Genomic DNA, 22616 nt, shown 5'->3' on the forward strand with positions numbered 1-22616 from the left:
CGAGCTTTCAGATAATTCAGCGAAAAAGTGGAGCATCCCAACATCATCGCTTATTGAACTGCTAAATGTGATCTAGTTGAAAAATTTACCCCAATGTTTCTCGCGAAAATTGAAAGTCGACACCTACAACCTATCGCTTATTTCCGAAGGAAACTAGACCGGAAGATACAGCCGGTATTTACCCGACTCAGCAACTTCTTTGATCGCCTGATTTCTTTCTTCAAGAAAGCGCAGCATGTATCGGGTTAAAAATAGCCATTCCACAAGCCTTCCCAGAACCCCGAGCGGAGCCTTAAAATTGAACACATCGCGCATTAATACTTTACCATGTTCTAGTTCCTTGAAAATATGCTGGGGATCCATCGAATGAAACACTCCTTGAGTCATACGATCTTCGAAAAAATGAGGTTTTTCCATCACTGTTATCTGCACAGTCAATGTTTGCTTTACACCAAGATGCCTTGCGCGCCAGCGCACCTGCTGACCTGCCTCGATTAATCCCGTCGTCACCCCATCAATTGCCTTCTCTCCAGTTTTCTTTGTCGAATACATATGCAGATCAATACTACGTGCCAAATCAAAAACAACCGATAAAGGAGCTTCTATAATTGTATCTAAAATAAGCTGCGGCATATTGCTCTTTCAATATATTTCGCACGAATTTCGTAAAATTCAGTAATTTCTTTAGGATCGGGCTCGAGAATTTTCTAAATTGATTTGCCTTCAGAACGGCAACTAGACAATAATCATGGTAACACTACTTCAATTCGAAAAATCAGATTTCCCGCTTTTTAAGTCATGGATTCGATCAGCAGAGGAACTATTACAGTTTGCAGGACCGTATTTTTCGTTTCCGCTTACTGACGACCAACTTGAAAAATACATTCAAGACCCAAAGCGAAACGCCTTTAAAATAATCGATACAGCAACCAATGAAATTATCGGCCACTGCGAATTAAGCTTCGAACGGGATATTCCAAGACTTTGCCGTATTCTGATCGCAAAAAATTCGGAACGAAATAAAGGTTACGGCAAGAGCACTGTAAACACACTACTCAGGCGGCTTTTTATTGAAGGCAATTATGAAACAGCCGATTTAAACGTTTATGACTGGAATCACAATGCAATCCGATGTTATGAAGCCGTAGGTTTTCGAATTAACGAAAATATGATTTCGGAAGTAACAATTGGCAACGAAATCTGGAAAAGCCTCAATATGAAGATTAGCAAATCTGACTGGAAAAGTTAATTTAGCGCTATGAAAAATAAGCGAAAATTAAAGCATATAGCAATATGTTTATTCGTAATGGGTGCATTGCTCGGTTTTTACAGCTGGAAAATCGAGCCACATTGGGTAAAATACGAGCAGATCAATCTAACTGTAAAACATTTACCAGAAGCATTGGAAGGAAAATCATTGATCCAGATCTCGGACATCCATATCGGCAACTATGTGGATAAAGATTTTATAAAAAGAACCTTTCGGGAAATCGGAGCATTAAAGCCCGATATCGTGGTATACACCGGCGATTTTGTACGTCTTGTTAACAATAAAATCCCCTTAGAACAACTCAATGAAGTCATGCAAGATGCCCCAAAAGGCAAACTTCAAACATTGGCAATTCTAGGCAATCATGACTATGGAAAAAATTTTCAGGACAGTGCGGCAGCAGATTCAATCGTTAGCCTACTCCATGGATATTCGATAAAAGTATTGAGAAATGAAAGCGTAATAACCCAGGGGTTAAGAATATTTGGTATAGATGACTTTTGGGGAACAAACTTTGACCTTGTAAAGGCCATGAAAGACTACGATCAATCTCAAGCCAGTTTAGTATTATGTCATAATCCGGATGCCGCAGACCTCGACGGCTGGAATAGATACAATGGCTGGATCCTGGCAGGACACACACATGCTGGCCAAGTAAGAATTCCTTTTTGGGGCTCCCCGATTATTCCCGTAAAAAATAAAAACTACGATCAAGGAATCAAGAAAATAAGCGGAGACAGAACATTATATATCAACCGCGGACTGGGACACAGCATTCCCATCAGATTCAACGCCCGACCCGAGGTTACCATTTTCACATTAAGGAAAGAATAACAATCCAAGGATCGATCCAATTTGACCCGTTCCTTTAAAGAAGATATGGATAAAAGGCCGTGTGAATCGTCTGTCTATAATCTTCCAGTGGATTTCCATTTTGGTGTGCACCCAAAACAGCATAGCTTGAGCTCCAAAAATCTGAAATGATAAAAAGTTGGCGCACGAACCCCTGTAAATTTACCAGGGGTATATCAGAACGAAACATGCCTAACTCAGCGTAATACAAAAATAGAGAGACGAGTTGCTCTTCACGCTGTGCCACCAAATTTCTGTAAGCTTTTGCAATACTGGGGATCCAGTTGCAAATTTCAACAAAATTCTCAAAAATAAACCTGTATTTCGATATCAACGCATAAGAGCCATCAATAAAACTATCCAGCACCTGGCGAAATGTGCTTGCATCATCTTCAGGCTTCAAAATCACCTTTTCATACTCATTTTGCAATAATTGGAAGAGTTGAAAAATAATATCCTCGGTATGTTTAAAATGATAATGAAGATTACCGGCACTTATATTCAGTTCCTGAGCAATTTGACGCGTTGTTACCGTACGTATACCATCACGATTATAAAGCTTCAACGCACCCACAATAATTTTTTCTTTCGTATTCATGACTAAAATTAGAACAATTGTTCTAATTTTACGTCATGAACTAAAAATAAGATCATATACATGGAAAAATCAACGGGAAATTGGCTAAAAAGGCAATACATCGAATTAAAACAAACTTTAATCCCAGCTCATCCAAACGACAGTTCTTGGAAGAAATTCGGTAAACAGACTGCTTTCTTTATGTTTTTAACTTTAATGGCATGTGGTGCTATAGCAATGTTAATCGCCGTCTCCTTCGCTCATTAAGTAGGGAGCTGTTTGACGGCTTATTTATCTTCTACTGGTTTTGTTGGTTCTTTATTCGATTTACTCGGTCTAATCATTTCCCTATCCCCTTCCTGAACGACTGGCTGACTGATTTCGTTTTTGTACCGATCATTATCCATTGTTCATCTATCGTGGGTAGTTATGTATTCAACAATGGCAGAGCCCATGGTTATCCGCTTTACCAAATCTGGATAATTTCATTCTTTACCTCCTTACTTTTTGAATGGATCATGCCTCAATATACCATTTATAATACTGGAGATATTGCTGACGTCGTAGCTTACTTTGCTGGGGGGTTATTTTATTTCTGGTTCCATCAATCCTTCTATATCAAAAAAAATCATCAACTTATACAAGAGAGGAACAATAACCAGAAATTTACCCTATAAATTCTTAGAAGACAACTTAGAATCAACAGCATTTAAGGCAAAATATCACAAAACTACAAGGGTAACCCCAGAAGGACCATATAAAAAGCATACAGATCACGTAAAAAGTATACAGATCACATCAAAATTAGATCAGCGACATATTCGAAATAAAGGGAATTCTAAAAATTGAACTTTTTTTATAAAGGTAATCGTGAAATTATATCGGTAGGGAAAAACTCTTTTCGCTCTGAAGCGAGCGATTAATGAACGCGATTTAAAAGCTAAAACTGCGGGAAGCCTCTCTTTTAAAGAATACCATTAACGGGAAGCAGGCATTCAGATAAATGTAAAAAACCTTTGTTTGACTCCAAATACCCTGACATCAAACAAAAGGCCTTATAATCATCAATACTCGATTAAGAGTACTTTTTTAGCTAATACTCGATCAAGACTTCAGTGACTTGAGCACCTTGTTTAGCACTTTTAAATTTAAACTTCACTTTCTGATTCAGGTTCAATTTCTGTCCAGCAAGACGGTCATTGAAATAAATCGATTGCTGAGTTTCGTTGTCTCTAATAAACCCATAGTTGGAGTCGTTATTGTAATGGACAACTTTTCCGAAGGAATACTCGTCATGATGATTTGAGGCCATGCTTGGACTCTCCCCTTCTTTCAATTTTATCGCAGGTCTGTCTGAAATATTCCCATGTTCATCAACATAAGCAAACAATTCTTCCAAAGATTTCCCCTTGTCGTTGTTTGTTTTGTTGAATTCTTTTTTCTCAATTTTTTGTTGTTTTTTGAGTAGTTTCTTTTTTTCTCGTTCTTTTTTGTTAAATGTAATTTGGCTTTTGCTCATTCAATATGGATTAAAATAAATGTTCCCGAGGAGGTTACGGACCTTTAGAGCTTCGTTGAAAAGATAAAAATGCGATGTGTTCTAAGGAGATAATTGCAAAGGTACAAAAAATTCTTTAAAAAAGGGATAGTGAGCGATCCTGTACAAAGTGATCTCAACCTGGAACCGATTCGTTTCTTCGACTTTAAACACGAATATCAAGTTCATAATTTTTTGTCTAAACTTAGTCGCGTACAATGGCCCCTGATAACAGTCAGCTACCTGAAGCCATCGATCTTTCGATCTTTTTAAACAAGATTTATTTCGATCACAAAATTGAAAAATTCCATAAAACAAAAAGATCATTTGGACGTTATTTTTAAAAAAAACTATGGAAATAAGAAACATCGAAAGGGACGAAAGAGGCAATTTTATTGCAGAAGTTGAAAATAATGAAGCCGGAATTTTAGAGTACACCTGGCAAAACGATCATGAGTTTTCCATTGATCATACGGAAGTCTACGATGAGTATCAGGGAATGAGTGTGGGAAAAAAATTGGTACTGGAGGCTGTTGACTATGCCCGAAAGAATGACGCCAAAATTATCCCAAATTGTCCCTATGCGAAAGCTATCTTCGATAAAACAATAGCTTTTCAAGATGTATTGGCATAAAAAGCGTTTTTTCTCTCGATCAAACGGCTTTTTATACTGTCGATAAAACGGCTTTTTATACTGTATTGGGTGGGTTAAATCACGATATTGATTATTTTTCCTTTGACAAAAATAATCTTTTTGATCGCCTTCCCATCTAAATGCCGTTGTACATCAGCATGTGCTTTAATCGTATCTTCTACTGCTTTTTGATCTAAATCAAGCGCTAATGATAGATTGAATTTCATCTTACCATTGAAAGATACGGGATAAGCAAATTCAGATTCAACCAAATATTCTGCCTTGAACACAGGATATGAAGCGTAAGAAAGTGTGCCGGCGTCGTTACCCAACAGCGCCCACAACTCTTCCGTAATATGTGGTGCATAAGGCTGAAGAACAATGACGAGCTGTTCCAATATCTGTCTTTTATTGCATTTCAACTCAGTCAATTCATTGACACAGATCATAAAGGCTGAAACAGAAGTATTGAATGAGAAACGTTCGATATCATCTTCCACCTTTTTGATAATTTTATGTAAGGCTTTAAACTCTGCTTTGGATGGATCTTCATCGGAAACACTGAAATTACCCTCAGCATCGTGGAACAGTCGCCATACTTTACGTAAGAACTTATAAACCCCTTCAATACCATTTGTATTCCAAGGCTTAGCCTGCTCCAAAGGCCCTAAAAACATTTCGTATAGACGCAATGTATCTGCTCCATAGGATTCGATAATATCATCAGGATTGACCACATTGAATTTGGATTTAGACATTTTCTCCACCTCACTACCGCAGATATACTTCCCATTTTCCAATACAAATTCAGCATTTGCAAAATCCGGCCTGAAGTTTTTGAATTTTTCCAAATCCAGTACATCATTATGAACAATATTCACGTCTACATGTAAAGGAATAGTTTTGTATTCATTTCTTAATCCATAAGACACAAATTGATTTGTACCTCTCCCTTCGTCATCAAGTACACGATACACAAAATTAGAGCGCCCTTGAATCATACCTTGATTAATCAATTTGCGGAATGGCTCTTCCTCATTTTGGTAACCCAAATCTTTCAAGAACTTGTTCCAAAAACGCGAATATAATAAGTGCCCTGTAGCGTGCTCAGAACCACCGATATATAAATCCACCGCTTTCCAATAATCCACAGCCTCTTTAGACGCAAAATTACCTTCATTTTTCGGATCCATATACCTAAACCAATACCATGAAGAGCCCGCCCATCCTGGCATCGTGCTCAGTTCATACTCGTACTGATCTTCATATTTCCAATCTTTGGCCCTTCCTAAAGGAGGTTCTCCTGATTCTGTCGGTAAATATTTATCAACTTCGGGCAATAAGAGCGGTAATTCTTCTTCTTTAATTAAATAAGGTAATCCATTTTTAAAGTAGACAGGAACGGGTTCTCCCCAATAGCGCTGACGACCAAAAATAGCATCACGCATACGGAAGTTTATTTTCGCTTTACCTAATTTCAATTCTTCTAATTTCGAAATCAAAGCCGGAACCGCTTCTTGGTAAGTCATACCATTGATAAAATCGGAATTGATGTATTTTCCATCTTTATTTGGATCAGCTTCTTCTTCAATATTTTGAGTATCCGAAATAGGAATAATAGGAAGAGCGAAATGTTTAGCGAATACGTAGTCGCGTTGATCGCCACTAGGAACCGCCATTACAGCACCTGTACCATAACCAGCAAGTACGTAATCTGCGATCCAGATCTGTACATCTTGTCCTGAAATTGGATGTTTAGCGTAAGCACCCGTAAAAGCACCAGAGACTGTTTTTGTATCAGCCATACGATCCAATTCAGATTTTTTCGAAGTTTTCTCGATATAGGCGTCTACTTCTGTTTGCTGCTCAGGGGTAGTCAATGCTGCAACCAATTCATGTTCTGGAGCCAAAACGACAAAAGAAACACCATATATCGTATCTACACGCGTCGTAAACACTTCAATTGCTGTACTTAATTGTGGTACGGGAAATTTCACCGAGGCACCTACAGATTTTCCGATCCAGTTTCGTTGCATTTCAACCAAAGGTTCTGGCCAATCAATGGTATCCAAACCTTTCAATAAACGATCTGCATAAGCAGTAATACGCATAGACCACTGCATCATCTTCTTTTGCTCTACAGGATAACCTCCGCGCTCAGAGACACCGTTGATTACCTCGTCATTCGCTAATACTGTACCTAAAGCAGCACACCAGTTTACAGTACTTTCACGCAAATAAGCAATCCGATATTTCAACAATTCCCGCTGCTGTTTTTCTTCATCAAAAGATTTCCATTCGTCAGCGCTGAATTCCAAGACATCTTCATCCGAAACTGCTGAAATGCCAGTTGAACCACTTGCAACAAACCTCGCGATTAACGTTTCGATCGGTTCAGCTTTATCTGATTCCTTATTATACCAAGAATCAAACAATCTCATAAAAATCCATTGTGTCCATTTGTAATACGACGGATCAGAAGTACGTACTTCTCTACTCCAATCATAAGAGAACCCAATGTTATCCATTTGCTCACGGTACCGATTGATATTTACCTCAGTCGTCACTGCAGGATGCTGACCAGTTTGAATGGCATATTGCTCTGCAGGAAGTCCAAAAGAATCATATCCCATCGGATGCAATACATTGAAACCTTTCAAACGTTTATATCTTGAAAAGATGTCCGAAGCAATATATCCCAGCGGGTGACCAACGTGCAGCCCCGCTCCGGAAGGATAAGGAAACATATCCAATACATAGTATTTTGGCTTTTGATGCGTATCGGACGTTTTGTACGTTTTATGATCCGCCCAAAACTTTTGCCACTTTTTCTCTAATGATTTGTGATTATACTCCATTTTTATTCGTAAGGAATTTTTATGACTTGCGAAATTACGATTTTAATACTGAAATGTGATAAAAGTTTTGTAGTTTGAACAATAAATTATAGTATTGAAAAGTTAATTAAACATAGGAAGAAAACAGCCCTCGAATTGATTTTTATCAAAGTAATTACAAGATTAATTCGAAATCTTCCACTCAAATAGTTACTTTCGCAAATAAATTTTTGCTTATTATGTCAGAATACGAATTAAGCACACAAAAAAGAAAAACAAAATCTGTATATGTATCTACGGTTATCAGTATCGCTCTCGTGTTGTTGGTAACAGGTATGTTGGGATTACTCTTGGTGCACGCTAAAAATCTTTCGAAATACGTTAAGGAAAATATCGTCTTAAATGTCATCGTAAATGATGGCACAAGTGAAGGTGATGTCCTTTCTCTACAAAAAGACCTTGAAAAAGATCCCTACGTGCTTCGCACCGAATATATTAGTAAGGAATTGGCTGCAAAAAACTTGAAAGAAGATCTTGGTGAAGATTTCGTACAATATTTGGGCCATAACCCACTTCTACCTTCTTTGGATGTTTACATGAAAGAGAATTATGCCAATACAGATAGCATTAAAACTTTTATTGAAAAGATCTCCAAAAACAATAAAATTAAAGAAGTTGTATACCAAGAGTCATTAATTGACATGGTCAACAAAAACGTACGCATCATCGGAATGATTGTTCTTGCTTTTGCGGTTATTCTATTGATTATCGCCGTAGCTTTAATCAACAATACGATACGTCTTGCGATCTATTCACAACGTTTCTTAATCAAAAGTATGCAATTGATTGGGGCTACTAAAAACTTTATTCGTAAACCATTTATAACGTATGGCATCATTCATGGTTTACTGGGATCTTTGATCGCGATTTTACTCCTCATTTTAACGCTGAAATTTGCACAACAGCAAATACCAGAACTGGTCTTTTTACGCAACTGGTTCGAATTTGCGGTGATCTTTTTAGGCGTAATCTTGATTGGAATTCTCATTTCGGGACTTAGCACCTATTTCGCAGTAACAAAATATTTAAAGGCACAATCTAACGATTTATACAGATAAAAATGGCTCAAATAAAGAAATCTACTGAATCAGTCAACAAAGGTTCATTTGTATTCTCCAAAGTAAATTACCAACTGTTCATAGCGAGCTTAGCTATTGTAATCATAGGCTTTACATTGATGTCTGGTGAAACTGATATCTATAGTTTTACCAAGATTACCTTGGCCCCTATTGTTGTTGTTCTTGGGTTTGCGATAGGCTTTGCGGCAATCCTATATCGTCCCAAAAACAAATCAAATTAAAGCATAATCTTATCTTAAACAGATGTCTATTATTGAAGCTATCATCCTTGCTATCATTGAAGGATTAACGGAGTTTTTGCCTGTATCTTCGACAGGTCATATGATCATTGCTACTGCCTTAATGGGTATTCAACCATCGGCATTTGTCAAACTATTTACGATTGTCATCCAGTTAGGAACAATATTATCGGTTCTGGTACTATACTACAAACGTTTTTTTAAAACGCTATCATTTTACTACAAATTGGTCATTGCAGCTATTCCAGCCTCTATATTGGGTTTGCTATTCAACGATTATATTGATGCATTATTAGAGAGTCCTTTAATGGTCGCAGTGATGTTGGTAGTCGGCGGCGTAGTGCTACTTTTCGTTGACAAGTGGTTCAACAAACCAACTGTTGAAGATTCGGACAAGGTTTCCTACAAACAAGCTTTTATGATCGGGGTATACCAATGTCTTGCATTAATCCCGGGTACCTCAAGATCTGCAAGTACAATTATTGGCGGTATGGCTGAGAAACTAACCCGTAAAGCTGCTGCGGAATTTTCCTTTTTCCTTGCTTTGCCTATGATGTTTGGTGCTTCTGCAGTAAAGCTTTTAAAGTTTTTTAAAGAAGGTAACACCTTCACAGGAGAAGAACTTAATTTGCTTATTATTGGAAATCTAATTGGTTTCGTTGTTGCAATTGTAGCCATTAAGTCTTTTATTGGCTTTTTGACCAAATATGGTTTTAAAGCATTTGGTTGGTACCGAATCATCGTTGGTGTTATTATTCTTGCCCTCCTACTTTCGGGCCATAGTTTACAAATTATCTAAAATCTTCGGATGGAAAATATAGAGGTTAGTGAAAATTCAGCAAAGTTCAACTTTGCTGAAGGAGAAATGTTGTTGATCGATAAACCTTTAACATGGACAAGTTTTGATGTTGTTGGTAAAGTTAGAAACTCAATCAAGCCATTAAAATTAAAAGTCGGTCATGCAGGAACTCTAGATCCACTGGCAACAGGTCTACTGATTGTATGTACCGGAAAACTAACAAAGAAAATAGACAGCTACCAAGCTGAAGACAAAGAATATACAGGTTCGATCACATTAGGAGCGACAACGCCTTCTTACGATCTGGAAACAGAAATTGACCAAACCTTTCCAATCGATCACATCACAGAGGAAATGATCTTCGAAGCAGCAAAATCCTTTGAAGGCGAAATTCAGCAGTTTCCTCCAGCCCATTCAGCCATAAAAATTAATGGTGAACGCGTCTATGAAAAGGCCCGTCGTGGCGAAGAGGTTGAAATAAAATCCCGCCAGGTACGCATCAATAGCTTTCTCATTGAAAAGATCGAGCTTCCCAACGTGTATTTTCGCATATCCTGTTCAAAAGGAACCTACATTAGATCATTGGCCTATGACTTTGGAAAAATCTTACAGAGTGGATCACATCTGAGTTCTTTAAGACGCACCAAAAGTGGAGATTATTCGGTAGAAAATGCCTGGAATCTAGAACAACTTATCGCTGAAATAAAACGTCATAAAGAAATCATTAAATAACTTTACACTCCCATTTTATTGATTCTTTATCTTATTTTTGCAAAAACTCCTATAAATGAAAATCTACAGAAGTTTAGATGATTTCTCACCAGTTGAAAATGCAGTTGTAACCATCGGTACTTTCGATGGTGTTCATATTGGCCATCAAAAAATATTGGCTCACTTAAAGGAAGCAGCTCATAAAATTAATGGTGAGACAATTTTGCTTACTTTTTTCCCACATCCACGGTTGATTATCAATCCAGATGATGATAGTTTACGCCTAATCAACGATATCGAAGAAAAGGTCAGTCAATTAAGCAAAGTGGGAATTGACCACTTAATTATCATTCCTTTTTCCCGTGATTTTTCAAATCAGACTCCGGAAGAATATATTAGTAATGTTCTTGTAGGCAAATTGGGTACAAAAAAGATTGTGATAGGTTATGATCACCATTTTGGAAAAGACCGAAAGGGTACTATGGGCGATTTAGAACAGTTTGCATCTATATTTGACTACAGTGTTGACGAAATTCCGGAGCAGGATATCAACGATATTGCAGTATCCTCTACACGAGTACGTGAAGCGCTTATAAAAGGCGATATAAGAACAGCTAATCTCTATTTAGGCTATCCTTTCGAATTAACGGGAACTGTTATTAGAGGCGACCAAATCGGGCGTACAATCGGATTTCCAACAGCAAACCTACAGGTTCACGAACCTCATAAACTAATACCAGCCTATGGTATTTATGCTGTTGAGGTTTACATCTATAATCATATCCAAAACATCACTACTGGCGAGTATAAAGAGGAAAATCCGGTTTCAATTGCGAAAGGTATGGGCTATATAGGGACCAGACCCACTGTTGATGGGATGAATCGTGCTATTGAAATCAGCCTATTCGATTTCGATCAGGATATTTACGGCAAGACACTACGTGTCAAGTTCCTTCATTTTATCCGACATGATGAACGCTTTGACTCGCTTGAAGAAATGAAAGCTCAGATCAAAGCAGACGAAGTCGAAATCAGAAGTCTTATTGGTTAGAGCAAGTCTGTTAAGCTATAAAATAAAAAAGGCGGATCGCTTTTTTATTTTATAGCTATTTTTTCTCTTCCTTGCAAAAGAAGATATTATTTAATAAAAGCCTCGATACCCAATCTGTAGCTATCCAGCCCAAAACCACAGATCACCCCTTTACAATTCTTTGCCAAGTACGAATGATGGCGAAATTCCTCTCTTTGATGAACATTGCTTATGTGAACTTCAATAACGGGTGTTGTGACTGCCGCAATTGCATCTCCAATAGCAACAGATGTATGCGTATATGCTCCAGCATTCAACACAATTCCATCAAATTCAAAACCAACTTCGTGGATCTTATCGATTAACCCTCCTTCTGAATTGCTTTGAAAATAGTGCAATTGTACTATTTCAAACTGTTGTTTAAGCTCTTCAAAGTAGCTAAGGAAATCCTGGCTACCATAAATCGATTTCTCCCTTACACCCAACAAATTCAAATTTGGGCCATTCAGTATGAGGATTTTTTTTCATTGAAATATAATTATTTTTGTACTGGGCCATTGGCTAACTGAGCTAACCCATACCATTTTTGTTTAAATAGATCGTTTTTAAGCCGTAATAAATTATAAGAACGGATTGTCAACTATCGGATATTTTATTCTGGCTGTATCAAAGTTGCCTTTCCTATCTTCTCAATTTGTCCTGAGACCTCGTTTTAAAAACAAACTATATTGATTTTTGCAGCGTTTATGGCCAAATCAATATAGTTTGTCTTATTTCTAGTATAGATCAGTTTATAAAAATTTCTATAAATCGTTATAAATTGCTCGGAAACTTGAGCGAAGTCCAAATGAAACAACACCAGACTTATTGACTACAGGTGTTTCGTATTGTGCTTTTGCGTAACGTTGGGTATAACCAAGTTCTAAGCGAAGGTTATACTTGGGGTTAAGCACATAGGCAGCCTTAGCATCCGCATAATAGATATTGTTCTTTATTCCTTGCGCTATATGGTTTCCATATAGATTTGGTATCGTTCGATAGGATTGAAAAATATCTCCTCCCATATTACTTCCATCAGGTAGATCCAGCCCATTTTGGGTAAACATGCCCTGTAACGAAAAGTCCCATCTATCCCATGCATAATTCACAAGACCAACGAGCTCTCTAAAGTTTGCCCCTTTCGGATGAGCCAATGGTTCGGCATTATTACTGTAGTTTGAATACGATTTAAAGTGTGCGTAAGTATATGGTCTTGCTGTATTATACTCGGCAAGAAAATTTAAATTCTTCACACCAAACATATCATATCCCCTCACGCCAAGTTGTGCTCCCCATTTGTTGTGCGCATATCCGTTACCAGCGAAGAACTCTTTCGCAGTAAATTCACCCAGTAAAAACTGTCCATATGCAGTCAATCTATAAGGTAATTTATATTTGGAGGTCAATCCCAAAAACATTTTGTCGGGCGACGTTGAGTTATTACTTTCAACAGGTCGAATAAAGATAATTGGACTAATATAGCTAAAATCAAAACCTCTTTTACCAGCTTCATCTTGAGCAGCCCAAACGACAGACTGAAAAAAGCCTATCGATAACTTATTTGTCACATTCCAATCCAAATATTGAAAAGCCCCCCATTTTTTTCCGTCTCCTAAACGTGTATTATTCTGCCCTTCCATCGGAGTTGTACCCGTCAAATCCTGTCTAGGATGCGTCGGATCATTCATATAGGCCCAAATCGAAGTATATTGAACATTTCCTATGGTCCCGGTCAATTTCAAATGGGCATAGTTTGAAGAAAAATCCGATAAAAGCATCGATCGATAGCCATCCCCGATAAAGTTTTTGTCGTAAGCCAAAGTTGCCTGGATATACTTATGGGCGTCATAAGTCATACTAGCTGTCGCATACATCCAGTCCATTTTATTCTTGGACTGAAATTTTGTATTTCCTTGACCCGGAATAACTTTATGTGCAACAATATAGTCATCTAAATATTTAGGAAAGACAGCTTGACTTTCAAATGCGGAAGTATTAAATGTAAATTTATTTCCTACGTTCAATCCCACTTGAAATCCTCTACCATTCATCCATGTACGGCGCTTGTCGCCCTGCATGTCCTTTCCAATATAAAGATCCGGTAGAAAATCAGCATAGAATGTGTAATCGTCTTTTTCAACCTGCACAAGATGTTCGTTAAAGATCTTGCGCATGAACCAATTAGACGAAGAAACGGGTTTATTAGATTGGATTGAATCAAACTTAGCTAACAATAAAGAGTCTTTTATGACGAATGGTTTAGCAGAAGTATGCATTCTCGTTTCAGTAGAATAAACCGCATCGTTCATTTTTTGATAAAAATGATACGAATAGGGCTGACTCTTAATCTGGGCAAAACCTCCGCAGGAAATACCTACTCCCATGCCTGCCAGCACGATTCGGAGTAAATTATTATTTTTTGTTATATTAAGCCTCATAAAATTATTTCAAAGATTATTTTTTCTAGCAAAATGCATTCCTAAACGCAAATTAACCGAATAAAATTGACTTTATTCATATGTTCAGTCAATTTTATCATGCTAAATCGTATTTGCTGTTCCTTTTATTCAAAAATATTTATATCTTGCATTTCAGTAAATAACCTTCAATCATAAAAAATAGCCCTAATAAGCATGAAACGCAGAACATTTATCCAAAACGCAACCCTGTTAACCGCAGGTGCACTTACAAGCAAATTTTCATTCGCTCAGGAACATTCTTTTCCCACTGTTCGGACAGGTAAAGAGAAAAGACTTTTCTCGAGCAAGGTAATCGAAGATGCAATTGTAGAATTTCAGAAAAATGTTAAAAATAAGGAACTGGCTTGGTTATTTAACAACTGCTTTCCTAATACCCTAGATACTACCGTATTTCCCTATGTCCAAAACGGAAGAAATTATACCTATGTGATTACAGGGGATATTGATGCCATGTGGTTGCGTGACAGCAGTGCGCAGGTATGGCCGTACCTCCCTTTTATGAAAAAGGACAAAAAACTGCAGGATCTTATTGTTGGCTTAATCCAAAAACAGAGTAAATGCATCAATATTGATCCCTATGCCAATGCATTTTATAACGATCCAACAAAGAAAGGCGAATGGTTCAGTGATCACACAAACATGAAACCGGGAATTCATGAACGAAAGTGGGAAATCGATTCATTGTGTTATCCAATTCGATTAGCTTATCATTATTGGAAAGAAACAAATGACAGCAGTCCATTTAATGAGGAATGGCTGGAAGCTCAATATAAAGTATATCAGACTTTCGTTGAGCAACAACGTAAAGATAGTCTAGGCCCATATAAATTTGAGCGAACAACCTCCAGAGGATCCGACACATTACAGGTAGATGGCTACGGATATCCTGTAAATCCCGTTGGTTTGATCTGCTCTAGCTTTCGACCGTCGGACGATTCTACAATCTTCTCATTTTTGATTCCATCCAACTTATTTGCGATTGTTAGCCTTAGACAGTCTGCCGAAATTTTGAAAAAGGTTAAAAATGAACACGAACTCGCTGCAAAAATGGAAGCGCTTGCCAATGAGGTCGAAGCAGCAGTCAATAAATATGGTATCATCGACCACCCGACACTGGGCCGGATATATGCTTTTGAGGTAGACGGTTTTTCGAGCCATCTTATGATGGATGATGCAAATATCCCTAGTTTGTTGGCCCTACCATATTTGGGAGCTGTAGATCTAAATAACGAAGTTTATCAACGTACGCGTAACTTTGTTTTGTCTGATAAAAATCCATTCTTTTTTAAGGGGACAGCAGCAGAAGGCATTGGTGGACCTCACATAGGAAGAGATATGATCTGGCCGATGTCCATTATTATGCGGGCGCAGACCTCAACAAATGATGATGAGATTCGTAATTGTATTAAAACCCTGGTAAATACACATGGTGGAACCGGATTTATGCATGAGTCTTTTCATAAAAACGATCCTAAAAAATTCACAAGACATTGGTTTGCTTGGACAAATACATTATTTGGCGAATTAATTTGGAAAATATACAAAGAGAAACCATCTTTGCTTCAATAAATCTGAAACTTATAACACAATGTTGTAAGTGAAAGAACTTATAACATTGTGTTATGGATAATTTATCAAAATCAGGTCCGATTGGCATTTTTGATTCCGGTTATGGAGGACTCTCCGTATTCAAGGAAATTCAACAACTTTTACCTCAATACGATTATATCTATTTAGGCGATAATGCACGTGTTCCATACGGTACAAGATCCTTTGAGACCGTTTATAATTACACCAAACAATGTGTTTTTAAATTATTTGACCTGGGCTGTAATCTCGTTATTCTCGCATGTAATACAGCTTCTGCAAAAGCATTAAGGACTATTCAACAACATGATCTTCCCCCTGGAAAGAAAGTCCTTGGCGTCATCAGACCCACTACAGAAATCGTACACAATTTTACGAAAACTAACAAGATCGGTATTTTAGCCACTACAGGAACGGTAAAATCCGAATCCTATAAAATAGAAATACACAAATTCAATCCAGAAATTGAGGTTTTTCAGCACGACTGCCCTTTTTGGGTTCCCTTAGTAGAAAACAATGAAATCAATACAGAAGGCGCACATTACTTTATAGAAAAAGATTTACGGGAGCTTTTACAGCAATCCGATCAGATCGACACCATTGTACTTGCCTGCACCCATTATCCTTTATTGCTACCCGTAATCCAAAAATATACACCAAGTAATATAAAGATCATCTCCCAGGGACCTATTGTTGCCAATAGCTTAAAAGAATATCTTGATAGACACCGGGAAATTGAAACAATTTGTTCTCAAAATGGCCAACTGGCCTTTTATACAACAGATGATCCAAGGGACTTTGAAAACAAAGCAAAAATATTTTTTGGACAGCCGATAGCCGCAAGCCATATCAGTGTTTAAAAAATAAAAGGCAATAATTTTTAAAACTTTTACTTCCCAATTTTCGTTATTCTGATAAAAGGCGAGTAAAATGAAAAAGAACTTTATAACCATTGCTTATAATCAGGATACACAGCATTGCGAATCCAAAGAGTTTTCAAACATACAGGAAAGTGCAGATTATTTTAAAACTTTCGAGACCTCCGCACAACCCAACTACGTTCCCGTGTGTATTTACAATCTAAATACAAACACCATTCTAGATATAAGTGATTATTATATAAACAACGATATTGAGCTCCACCGAATCGTAAGAAACTGCCTGGCGGGAAAATAACTCCTATAACACTTAAAAACAAATTAGCTGGCTAGCATTCCCCTTTCTTATTAGTATGAGTTATATATTTATATTATTACATTCTGAAAAATAATATTTCATTAATTTTTAATATCTTCAAGCAGATAATCAGACCAAAAACAAGTCACAGATAATGAAAACCAAACTGACAATAAGCCTCTTAACAGTATCTTTAGGATTAACTGCATGTAATTCCAACCATGCGAATTCAAATTCAAGTTCGGATAGCAGTGCAAATTCTGCAACTGATACAACAAGTTATCCTCCCGTAGAAACACAAAAGGCAAACACAAATTATAAACCAGCATTTGCTGGACAAACCAGAATTAAAGGTGCAAAGACGAGCACGCCATTCGAAGGTAAAGTAATTGCCGAGGGATTAAAATCTCCTTGGGGTATCGCTGCGCTACCCGATGGTCGATTATTAATCTCAGAAAAAGAAGGTGATTTTCGCATTGCAACGGCAGACGGCAAATTAGGTGAACCAATTAAAGGTTTACCTCAAGTCAATAGCAGTGGGCAAGGTGGGCTTTTGGGATTACGTCTTGATCCAAAATTCGAGTCAAACCGTATGATATATTGGGTTTTCTCTGATAATACCGCTGCTGGAACTTTGACGGCTGTCGCAAAAGGAAAGCTCTCAGCCGATGAGAAATCAATAGAAGGCGCTAAAGTTATCTATCAGGCTACTCCCGCTCATAAAGGGAATCTGCATTATGGTGGACGAATTATCTTTGATAAAGAGGGAAATATTATTTTGAGTACGGGTGAAAGATCTGATTTGGTCACGCGACCATTGGCACAAGATCTGAATGCAGCATTGGGCAAGATCCTACGTATCACCACTGATGGACAGCCTGCCCCTGGGAATCCATTTATAGGCAAGGCAAATGCACGTGCGGAAATTTACAGTTATGGACATCGTAATCCACAGGGACTTGCCTTACATCCTGAAACTGGCGATCTTTGGGAAACCGAATTTGGTCCACGGGGCGGCGACGAGTTGAACAGAATTGAAGCTGGCAAGAATTATGGATGGCCAACGATTACGTATGGTATAGAATATAAAGGAGATAAGGTTGGTGAGGGCATACAACAAAAAGACGGTCTGGAACAACCCGTCTATTATTGGGATCCTGTTCTCTCGCCTAGTGGAATTACATTCTATACCGGACAGAATATTCCAGAATGGAAGAATAATCTCTTTATTTGCGGTTTAAGCAGCATGCACATTGCCAGAATTATACTAAAGGATAACAAGGTCGTTGGAGAAGAACGCCTCCTAGGTAGTGAAGGGCAACGATTTAGAGATATCACGCAGGGCAAAGATGGCGCGCTGTACGCTATCACAGATATCGGAAAATTATATAAAATTGATAAAAAATAAATACTTCGATTCGACGCAGCCCCTTTCAAATGGGCTGCGTTTTATGTTGACCTAGCCCTAAAAAACACACTTTCAACTATTTTTTATTGACCTTATTTGCTATATTTCTTTTCGAACATGACAAGCCCTATAGTTTGGCTCGATTATTGATCACTTATTAGCGAATCAATAAATTATTATATGGTAAAAAAAGAAAAAATGAAAAAATTATTAGAAATTAATCCCTTGTCATTCTATATGACCAACTGGGGATTCGTAAACAACACCGCCCCAAAAAGAACGCGCAAAACCTGCCAACCTTCTCCCAAAAATTAAGCGTTCTTGCTTAAACAATTCAATTAAAATTTATTAAAATCATCTGCTGATATCCTCCATACGGATATTAAGTAAGAGATTTATTTCTTTTACTAGATCCGTATGGAAGGGCATTAAGCTATGCGAAAAAATAGGCCAATGCGATTACGATTATAATACAAGCAATCATAATGTATTTATTCAATTGGCTATTTTTTTCTCCTTCGTCACTTTTATAGTGATAATCTCGTTTGTTGGGCAAATTCATAAGCTTGTTTTTATTCATGATGAAGTTACGGACTTTTTTCCATATTACTCGTGATGATAAGGCTCTCCCTTCATGATAGAAAATGCACGATAAAGCTGCTCTGTAAAAAACAAACGAATCATTTGATGCGAAAATGTCATCTTGGACAACGAAATTTTCGAATTTGCTCGATCATAAATTTTTTGGTCAAACCCATAGGGGCCACCAATAATAAATACCATATGCTGAACACTTTGCACCATCATTTTTTCCAGATAAGCAGAAAACTCCAAGGAACGAAACTCTTTTCCATGTTCATCCAGCAAAACGACTAAATCTTGAGGTTGTAATTGTTTCAAAATCAGCAGAGCCTCCTTATCTTTCTGCTGCTCAGCAGAAAGATTCTTGACATTTTTGATATCTGGAATGACCACAATACTAAAATTTACATAAAACTTTAACCGTTTAATATACTTGTCAATACCCTCAATCAGGTACTTATCATCTGTCTTACCTATACAAAGTAGCGTTATCTTCATCTAAACATTTTATAAGTGTTTGTTTATGAATAGCACAATAGAAGCCGGTTTTCTCGATCCAAAATAATGGCTTTGTTCTTGTTTCCGGGTATTGTCAAAAGCTGCTCATAAACTTTTATCCAAGAGCTGCTACGCTAATAAATAGCGCATACATACAATTGAGCAAAGTTCTGATTTTATTTAAAATAAACACAATCAAAAGGACAAAAAAACATTAACCTCATTTATTCGTTTAGTTATAAAACATTTATTTTCTCGTACACGCTTAAAACATCACGCTGAAAATGGATAATGACCTCGTTTTAAGAGCATCGATCAGATCAAACTTATTGTTTATAACGACAGGAACGAAATATATTTCAACAAATCCAATACGCAGCTATAAAACCACTGCGTTAGTTGCTAATAAGATGGAAAGCTGTACGTGCTCATTTGGATTACAATAATATGGAAATGCAAACAAATTAAGTATACACATGAAAATAATAAAATCAATCATTCTTATTGCTCTTGGCTTATTAGCACATGAAACCTACGCTCAGACAACCGCGGTAGACAGTACAAAAACCTGGATTATCAAAGGAGAAAACACCTTTCTGATCAACCAAAGTTCATTTTCTAATTGGGCTGCAGGTGGGGTGAATTCTTTCTCCGGCAACCTAACTCTTAATTACGACTTCAATTACAAGAAAGGCAAATGGTCATGGGACAACAAGGTCCTTGCGGCTTATGGGCTAACCTTTCAAAAAGAGTCGGACTGGCGCAAAAATGATGACCGATTAGTTTTAAATAGCTTGTTGGGACATCAGGCATCTCAATATTGGCTTTATACCTTTTTTCTAAACTTTAACACACAATTTGCCGATGGTTATGACTACACAGCTTCACCCCAAAAAAGGATATCCAGGTTTTTAGCGCCGGCATACCTGAGCTTCGGTCCGGGTTTTGCGTACAAACGATCGGACAACCTCAGATTTAATCTTTCGCCTGCGGCTGTGCGGTTTGTATTCGTAAGTGATACGCTCCTTTCCACACGATATGGACTAAATCCGAACAGCAAGTCCCGCACTGAATTCGGCGCATCATTTGATGCTTATTATAAAGTAAATTTAATGGAGAACATTTCATTTGAAAATATACTAAAACTCTATTCAAACTATCTAGATAAACCTCAAAATGTAGATATTGACTATACGGCCAATCTTTTTATGAAGGTAAACAAGTTTATTACAGTAAACGCAGGCGTACAGATGATCTACGATGACAATACGGCTATTCCGATTATTAAAGATAATGTTGAAGTTGGAAAGAGAAATTCTGCCCTACAAATTAGGCAAATTGTCGGTGCTGGCGTGACATACAAATTTTAAAGGTAAAAAAACAGCAGGAACAAGTCCACATAAGCAAGACAAATTACGAAGGCGCCGTAAACGAAAAAACCGAATTTAAATCATTCGGTTTTTTCTATTATTTAGGAATACTTATGTAAAATTAATCACTAAAATGGCGCATCATCAGGCATGTCGTTCATGCGGGATGGCATCGTAATACCCCCACTGAAGCCCCCAGCACTAAAATCATCAGCAAAGTTTGGCGACGGATTTAATGCAGAAGCAGAAAATGTAGCCGGCGCATCACCGAATCCATCTCCACCACCCATACCCGAAAACTCATCTTCTAAATCCACAAACTTCACAAATTTACCCACAAATCGAAGTGGAACAATTCCGGTCTCACCATTACGGTGTTTTGCAATAATAACTTCACCAACACCGGCAGTAGGACGTCCCTCTTCATCTTCTGTCAAACCATAATATTCGGGTCTATATAAGAAAAGAACCATATCCGCATCCTGCTCAATGGAACCAGACTCCCGTAAATCGGACAACATAGGACGCTTACTATTTCCTGGTCTTGACTCTACAGCACGACTCAGCTGCGATAATGCCAGCACGGGGATGTTTAGCTCCTTAGCTACAGATTTCAAAGCACGGGAAATACTACCGATCTCTTGTTCACGGTTCCCCCCACCTTTACCTTCAGCTTTTCCATGCATTAACTGCAAGTAATCGACAATAACCATTTGGATATCGTATTGTGCCTTTAAGCGCCTACATTTAGCTCTAAATTCGAACACGTTCAACGCCGGCGTATCATCGATAATAATAGGCGCATCAGTTAAACGACCAATTCTCGAATGTAATTGTTGCCATTCATGATCAGCAAGATTTCCTTTTTTCAATTTCTCTTGCTCAATTTCCGTTTCACCAGCGATTAGACGATTGACAAGCTGAACAGATGACATCTCCAGCGAGAATACGGCAACTGCTTTTCCGTGTTCCACTGCAGCATTACGTGCAACGGAAAGTACGAATGCCGTCTTTCCCATCGCTGGACGTGCTGCAATAATAACCAGATCAGAAGGCTGCCAACCTGAAGTCATACGATCCAAGGCAGTCAAACCCGAAGGCACACCTGTCAGACCATCTGTGCGGTCACGCAGCATCTCAAGATTAGAAATCGCCTCACGCATAATATCGTCCATCTTTCTTGAATCTCTCCGCAAGTTATTCTGCGCGATATCAAACAAGCTTTTTTCGGCATGATCCAACAGATCGAAGATATCTGACGTTTCATCGTATGAGCTATTAATAATTTCAGTAGAAACTTTAATCAGCTCACGCTGAATATATTTCTGTGAAATAATACGTGCATGATACTCAATATTAGCTGCCGAAACCACGCGATCTGTCAATTGCGTAATATAATAGGCACCGCCGACCATTTCAAGAGCCCCCATCCGTCGGAGTTCCGAGGTAACGGTTAATATATCAATTGGAGAAGTCTTTTGAAAAAGGCCAAAAATCGCTTCAAAGATCTTTTGATGTGATTCCTTATAGAACGATTCTGGTTTTAAAATATCAATAATTTCACTCAGCGCATTCTTTTCAAGCATCAAAGCTCCCAAAACAGCCTCCTCAAGATCCACTGCCTGCGGCGGAAGTTTACCCAAACCACTCACCAAATTATTTAATTTGGTACGACGTTCGCCATAATTACCCCGTTTGTTATTATCCGTGTTATTCGCCTCAAAATTACTGTCGTTCATCATGATATTATATCAGAAATATAGCTTTGCTATCCTTATAAATTTTAGATAGGATAACAAATGTATAAAAAATAAAATTCACCACCATGCGGAGTTACACACAGCGAAATTC

Annotated in this window: 22 protein-coding genes; 14 read left to right on the forward strand and 8 right to left on the reverse strand. The window is 37.8% G+C overall.

Annotated elements, in window-relative coordinates; translation table 11 throughout:
* Positions 1–153 precede the first annotated feature (153 nt).
* The gene (locus BV902_RS19090; RefSeq protein WP_075993305.1) at positions 154–633 is read right to left on the reverse strand and encodes an SRPBCC family protein; all 480 of its coding nucleotides are present in this window, start codon (positions 631–633) and stop codon (positions 154–156) included.
* A 115-nt stretch (positions 634–748) separates the two neighbouring features.
* Here BV902_RS19090 and BV902_RS19095 point away from each other — a divergent pair, with 115 nt between their 5' ends.
* Positions 749–1249: a GNAT family N-acetyltransferase gene (locus BV902_RS19095; protein WP_075993306.1), complete on the forward strand. Its 501-nt coding sequence runs from the start codon at positions 749–751 to the stop codon at positions 1247–1249.
* Positions 1250–1258: 9 nt separating this feature from the next.
* Entirely contained in the window at positions 1259–2104 is an 846-nt protein-coding gene (locus BV902_RS19100) for a metallophosphoesterase (RefSeq protein ID WP_075993307.1), read from the forward strand.
* A 34-nt stretch (positions 2105–2138) separates the two neighbouring features.
* Here the strand turns inward: BV902_RS19100 and BV902_RS19105 are convergent, their stop codons facing one another.
* On the reverse strand, positions 2139–2720 hold the full coding sequence (locus BV902_RS19105; RefSeq protein WP_075993308.1) for a TetR/AcrR family transcriptional regulator: 582 nt from the start codon (positions 2718–2720) through the stop codon (positions 2139–2141).
* A gap of 60 nt (positions 2721–2780) precedes the next feature.
* On the opposite strand from BV902_RS19105, the gene BV902_RS19110 reads away from it, so the two are divergent.
* Positions 2781–2966, forward strand: a complete 186-nt coding sequence (locus BV902_RS19110) for a hypothetical protein (protein ID WP_075993309.1) — start codon at positions 2781–2783, stop codon at positions 2964–2966.
* Positions 2967–3792: 826 nt separating this feature from the next.
* On the opposite strand, the gene BV902_RS19120 is transcribed toward BV902_RS19110, so the two are convergent.
* A complete protein-coding gene (locus BV902_RS19120; RefSeq protein WP_075993311.1) occupies positions 3793–4218 on the reverse strand; it encodes a cold-shock protein in 426 nt (141 codons plus the stop codon).
* A 370-nt stretch (positions 4219–4588) separates the two neighbouring features.
* Here BV902_RS19120 and BV902_RS19125 point away from each other — a divergent pair, with 370 nt between their 5' ends.
* The gene (locus BV902_RS19125) at positions 4589–4870 is read left to right on the forward strand and encodes a GNAT family N-acetyltransferase (RefSeq protein ID WP_070565582.1); all 282 of its coding nucleotides are present in this window, start codon (positions 4589–4591) and stop codon (positions 4868–4870) included.
* Between the two features lie 74 nt (positions 4871–4944).
* Here the strand turns inward: BV902_RS19125 and leuS are convergent, their stop codons facing one another.
* Positions 4945–7728, reverse strand: coding sequence for a leucine--tRNA ligase (leuS, locus tag BV902_RS19130; protein ID WP_075993312.1), 2784 nt, complete (start codon positions 7726–7728; stop codon positions 4945–4947).
* 218 nt (positions 7729–7946) lie between these two features.
* On the opposite strand from leuS, the gene BV902_RS19135 reads away from it, so the two are divergent.
* The 5 genes from BV902_RS19135 to BV902_RS19155 are packed head-to-tail and all read left to right on the forward strand — an operon-like array spanning position 7947 to position 11646.
* The gene (locus BV902_RS19135) at positions 7947–8825 is read left to right on the forward strand and encodes a cell division protein FtsX (RefSeq protein ID WP_046674489.1); all 879 of its coding nucleotides are present in this window, start codon (positions 7947–7949) and stop codon (positions 8823–8825) included.
* A 2-nt stretch (positions 8826–8827) separates the two neighbouring features.
* Positions 8828–9067, forward strand: a complete 240-nt coding sequence (locus tag BV902_RS19140; protein ID WP_075993313.1) for a DUF3098 domain-containing protein — start codon at positions 8828–8830, stop codon at positions 9065–9067.
* A 22-nt stretch (positions 9068–9089) separates the two neighbouring features.
* The gene (locus tag BV902_RS19145) at positions 9090–9884 is read left to right on the forward strand and encodes an undecaprenyl-diphosphate phosphatase (protein WP_075993314.1); all 795 of its coding nucleotides are present in this window, start codon (positions 9090–9092) and stop codon (positions 9882–9884) included.
* A gap of 9 nt (positions 9885–9893) precedes the next feature.
* Positions 9894–10616: a tRNA pseudouridine(55) synthase TruB gene (truB, locus tag BV902_RS19150; RefSeq protein ID WP_075993315.1), complete on the forward strand. Its 723-nt coding sequence runs from the start codon at positions 9894–9896 to the stop codon at positions 10614–10616.
* Positions 10617–10671: 55 nt separating this feature from the next.
* A complete protein-coding gene (locus BV902_RS19155) occupies positions 10672–11646 on the forward strand; it encodes a bifunctional riboflavin kinase/FAD synthetase (RefSeq protein WP_075993316.1) in 975 nt (324 codons plus the stop codon).
* An 86-nt stretch (positions 11647–11732) separates the two neighbouring features.
* Here BV902_RS19155 and aroQ read toward each other — a convergent pair whose 3' ends face one another.
* Both aroQ and BV902_RS19165 read right to left on the reverse strand, forming a co-directional pair.
* Complete coding sequence (gene aroQ, locus BV902_RS19160) at positions 11733–12143, reverse strand: type II 3-dehydroquinate dehydratase (RefSeq protein WP_075993317.1); 411 nt, start codon at positions 12141–12143, stop codon at positions 11733–11735.
* A 285-nt stretch (positions 12144–12428) separates the two neighbouring features.
* Positions 12429–14102 carry a gliding motility protein RemB gene (locus BV902_RS19165; RefSeq protein ID WP_237241726.1) on the reverse strand — a complete coding sequence of 558 codons (1674 nt, stop codon included), beginning with the start codon at positions 14100–14102 and terminating at the stop codon, positions 12429–12431.
* A gap of 195 nt (positions 14103–14297) precedes the next feature.
* On the opposite strand from BV902_RS19165, the gene BV902_RS19170 reads away from it, so the two are divergent.
* The 4 genes from BV902_RS19170 (at position 14298) to BV902_RS19185 (ending at position 18315) form a co-directional block, all read left to right on the forward strand.
* Positions 14298–15713 carry a glycoside hydrolase family 125 protein gene (locus BV902_RS19170; protein ID WP_075993318.1) on the forward strand — a complete coding sequence of 472 codons (1416 nt, stop codon included), beginning with the start codon at positions 14298–14300 and terminating at the stop codon, positions 15711–15713.
* A 53-nt stretch (positions 15714–15766) separates the two neighbouring features.
* Positions 15767–16591, forward strand: coding sequence for a glutamate racemase (gene murI, locus BV902_RS19175; RefSeq protein ID WP_075993319.1), 825 nt, complete (start codon positions 15767–15769; stop codon positions 16589–16591).
* A gap of 70 nt (positions 16592–16661) precedes the next feature.
* Positions 16662–16907 (forward strand): hypothetical protein, encoded by a 246-nt coding sequence (locus BV902_RS19180; protein ID WP_075993320.1) that lies wholly within the window; start codon positions 16662–16664, stop codon positions 16905–16907.
* Positions 16908–17061: 154 nt separating this feature from the next.
* On the forward strand, positions 17062–18315 hold the full coding sequence (locus tag BV902_RS19185) for a PQQ-dependent sugar dehydrogenase (protein WP_075993321.1): 1254 nt from the start codon (positions 17062–17064) through the stop codon (positions 18313–18315).
* A 606-nt stretch (positions 18316–18921) separates the two neighbouring features.
* On the opposite strand, the gene rlmH is transcribed toward BV902_RS19185, so the two are convergent.
* Entirely contained in the window at positions 18922–19395 is a 474-nt protein-coding gene (rlmH, locus tag BV902_RS19190) for a 23S rRNA (pseudouridine(1915)-N(3))-methyltransferase RlmH (protein ID WP_075993322.1), read from the reverse strand.
* A 476-nt stretch (positions 19396–19871) separates the two neighbouring features.
* On the opposite strand from rlmH, the gene BV902_RS19195 reads away from it, so the two are divergent.
* Complete coding sequence (locus BV902_RS19195; RefSeq protein ID WP_075993323.1) at positions 19872–20765, forward strand: DUF3078 domain-containing protein; 894 nt, start codon at positions 19872–19874, stop codon at positions 20763–20765.
* 128 nt (positions 20766–20893) lie between these two features.
* Here the strand turns inward: BV902_RS19195 and dnaB are convergent, their stop codons facing one another.
* On the reverse strand, positions 20894–22504 hold the full coding sequence (gene dnaB, locus BV902_RS19200) for a replicative DNA helicase (protein ID WP_409994077.1): 1611 nt from the start codon (positions 22502–22504) through the stop codon (positions 20894–20896).
* Positions 22505–22616: the final 112 nt, after the last annotated feature.

It is taken from the genome of Sphingobacterium sp. B29 (assembly GCF_001952815.1).
Classification (GTDB): Bacteria; Bacteroidota; Bacteroidia; order Sphingobacteriales; family Sphingobacteriaceae; genus Sphingobacterium; species Sphingobacterium siyangense.

Excerpts from the sequence above, each read along its gene's own strand:
- BV902_RS19180 (WP_075993320.1), top strand. The coding sequence starts at position 16,662 with ATGAAAAAGAACTTTATAACCATTGCTTATAATCAGGATACACAGCAT.
- rlmH (WP_075993322.1), bottom strand. The coding sequence starts at position 19,395 with ATGAAGATAACGCTACTTTGTATAGGTAAGACAGATGATAAGTACCTG.
- BV902_RS19140 (WP_075993313.1), top strand. The coding sequence starts at position 8,828 with ATGGCTCAAATAAAGAAATCTACTGAATCAGTCAACAAAGGTTCATTT.
- BV902_RS19145 (WP_075993314.1), top strand. The coding sequence starts at position 9,090 with ATGTCTATTATTGAAGCTATCATCCTTGCTATCATTGAAGGATTAACG.
- BV902_RS19195 (WP_075993323.1), top strand. The coding sequence starts at position 19,872 with ATGAAAATAATAAAATCAATCATTCTTATTGCTCTTGGCTTATTAGCA.
- BV902_RS19095 (WP_075993306.1), top strand. The coding sequence starts at position 749 with ATGGTAACACTACTTCAATTCGAAAAATCAGATTTCCCGCTTTTTAAG.
- BV902_RS19135 (WP_046674489.1), top strand. The coding sequence starts at position 7,947 with ATGTCAGAATACGAATTAAGCACACAAAAAAGAAAAACAAAATCTGTA.
- BV902_RS19125 (WP_070565582.1), top strand. The coding sequence starts at position 4,589 with ATGGAAATAAGAAACATCGAAAGGGACGAAAGAGGCAATTTTATTGCA.
- BV902_RS19090 (WP_075993305.1), bottom strand. The coding sequence starts at position 633 with ATGCCGCAGCTTATTTTAGATACAATTATAGAAGCTCCTTTATCGGTT.
- BV902_RS19165 (WP_237241726.1), bottom strand. The coding sequence starts at position 14,102 with ATGAGGCTTAATATAACAAAAAATAATAATTTACTCCGAATCGTGCTG.
- BV902_RS19100 (WP_075993307.1), top strand. The coding sequence starts at position 1,259 with ATGAAAAATAAGCGAAAATTAAAGCATATAGCAATATGTTTATTCGTA.
- murI (WP_075993319.1), top strand. The coding sequence starts at position 15,767 with ATGGATAATTTATCAAAATCAGGTCCGATTGGCATTTTTGATTCCGGT.
- BV902_RS19120 (WP_075993311.1), bottom strand. The coding sequence starts at position 4,218 with ATGAGCAAAAGCCAAATTACATTTAACAAAAAAGAACGAGAAAAAAAG.
- BV902_RS19185 (WP_075993321.1), top strand. The coding sequence starts at position 17,062 with ATGAAAACCAAACTGACAATAAGCCTCTTAACAGTATCTTTAGGATTA.
- BV902_RS19105 (WP_075993308.1), bottom strand. The coding sequence starts at position 2,720 with ATGAATACGAAAGAAAAAATTATTGTGGGTGCGTTGAAGCTTTATAAT.
- BV902_RS19110 (WP_075993309.1), top strand. The coding sequence starts at position 2,781 with ATGGAAAAATCAACGGGAAATTGGCTAAAAAGGCAATACATCGAATTA.
- BV902_RS19170 (WP_075993318.1), top strand. The coding sequence starts at position 14,298 with ATGAAACGCAGAACATTTATCCAAAACGCAACCCTGTTAACCGCAGGT.
- leuS (WP_075993312.1), bottom strand. The coding sequence starts at position 7,728 with ATGGAGTATAATCACAAATCATTAGAGAAAAAGTGGCAAAAGTTTTGG.
- truB (WP_075993315.1), top strand. The coding sequence starts at position 9,894 with ATGGAAAATATAGAGGTTAGTGAAAATTCAGCAAAGTTCAACTTTGCT.
- BV902_RS19155 (WP_075993316.1), top strand. The coding sequence starts at position 10,672 with ATGAAAATCTACAGAAGTTTAGATGATTTCTCACCAGTTGAAAATGCA.
- dnaB (WP_409994077.1), bottom strand. The coding sequence starts at position 22,504 with ATGAACGACAGTAATTTTGAGGCGAATAACACGGATAATAACAAACGG.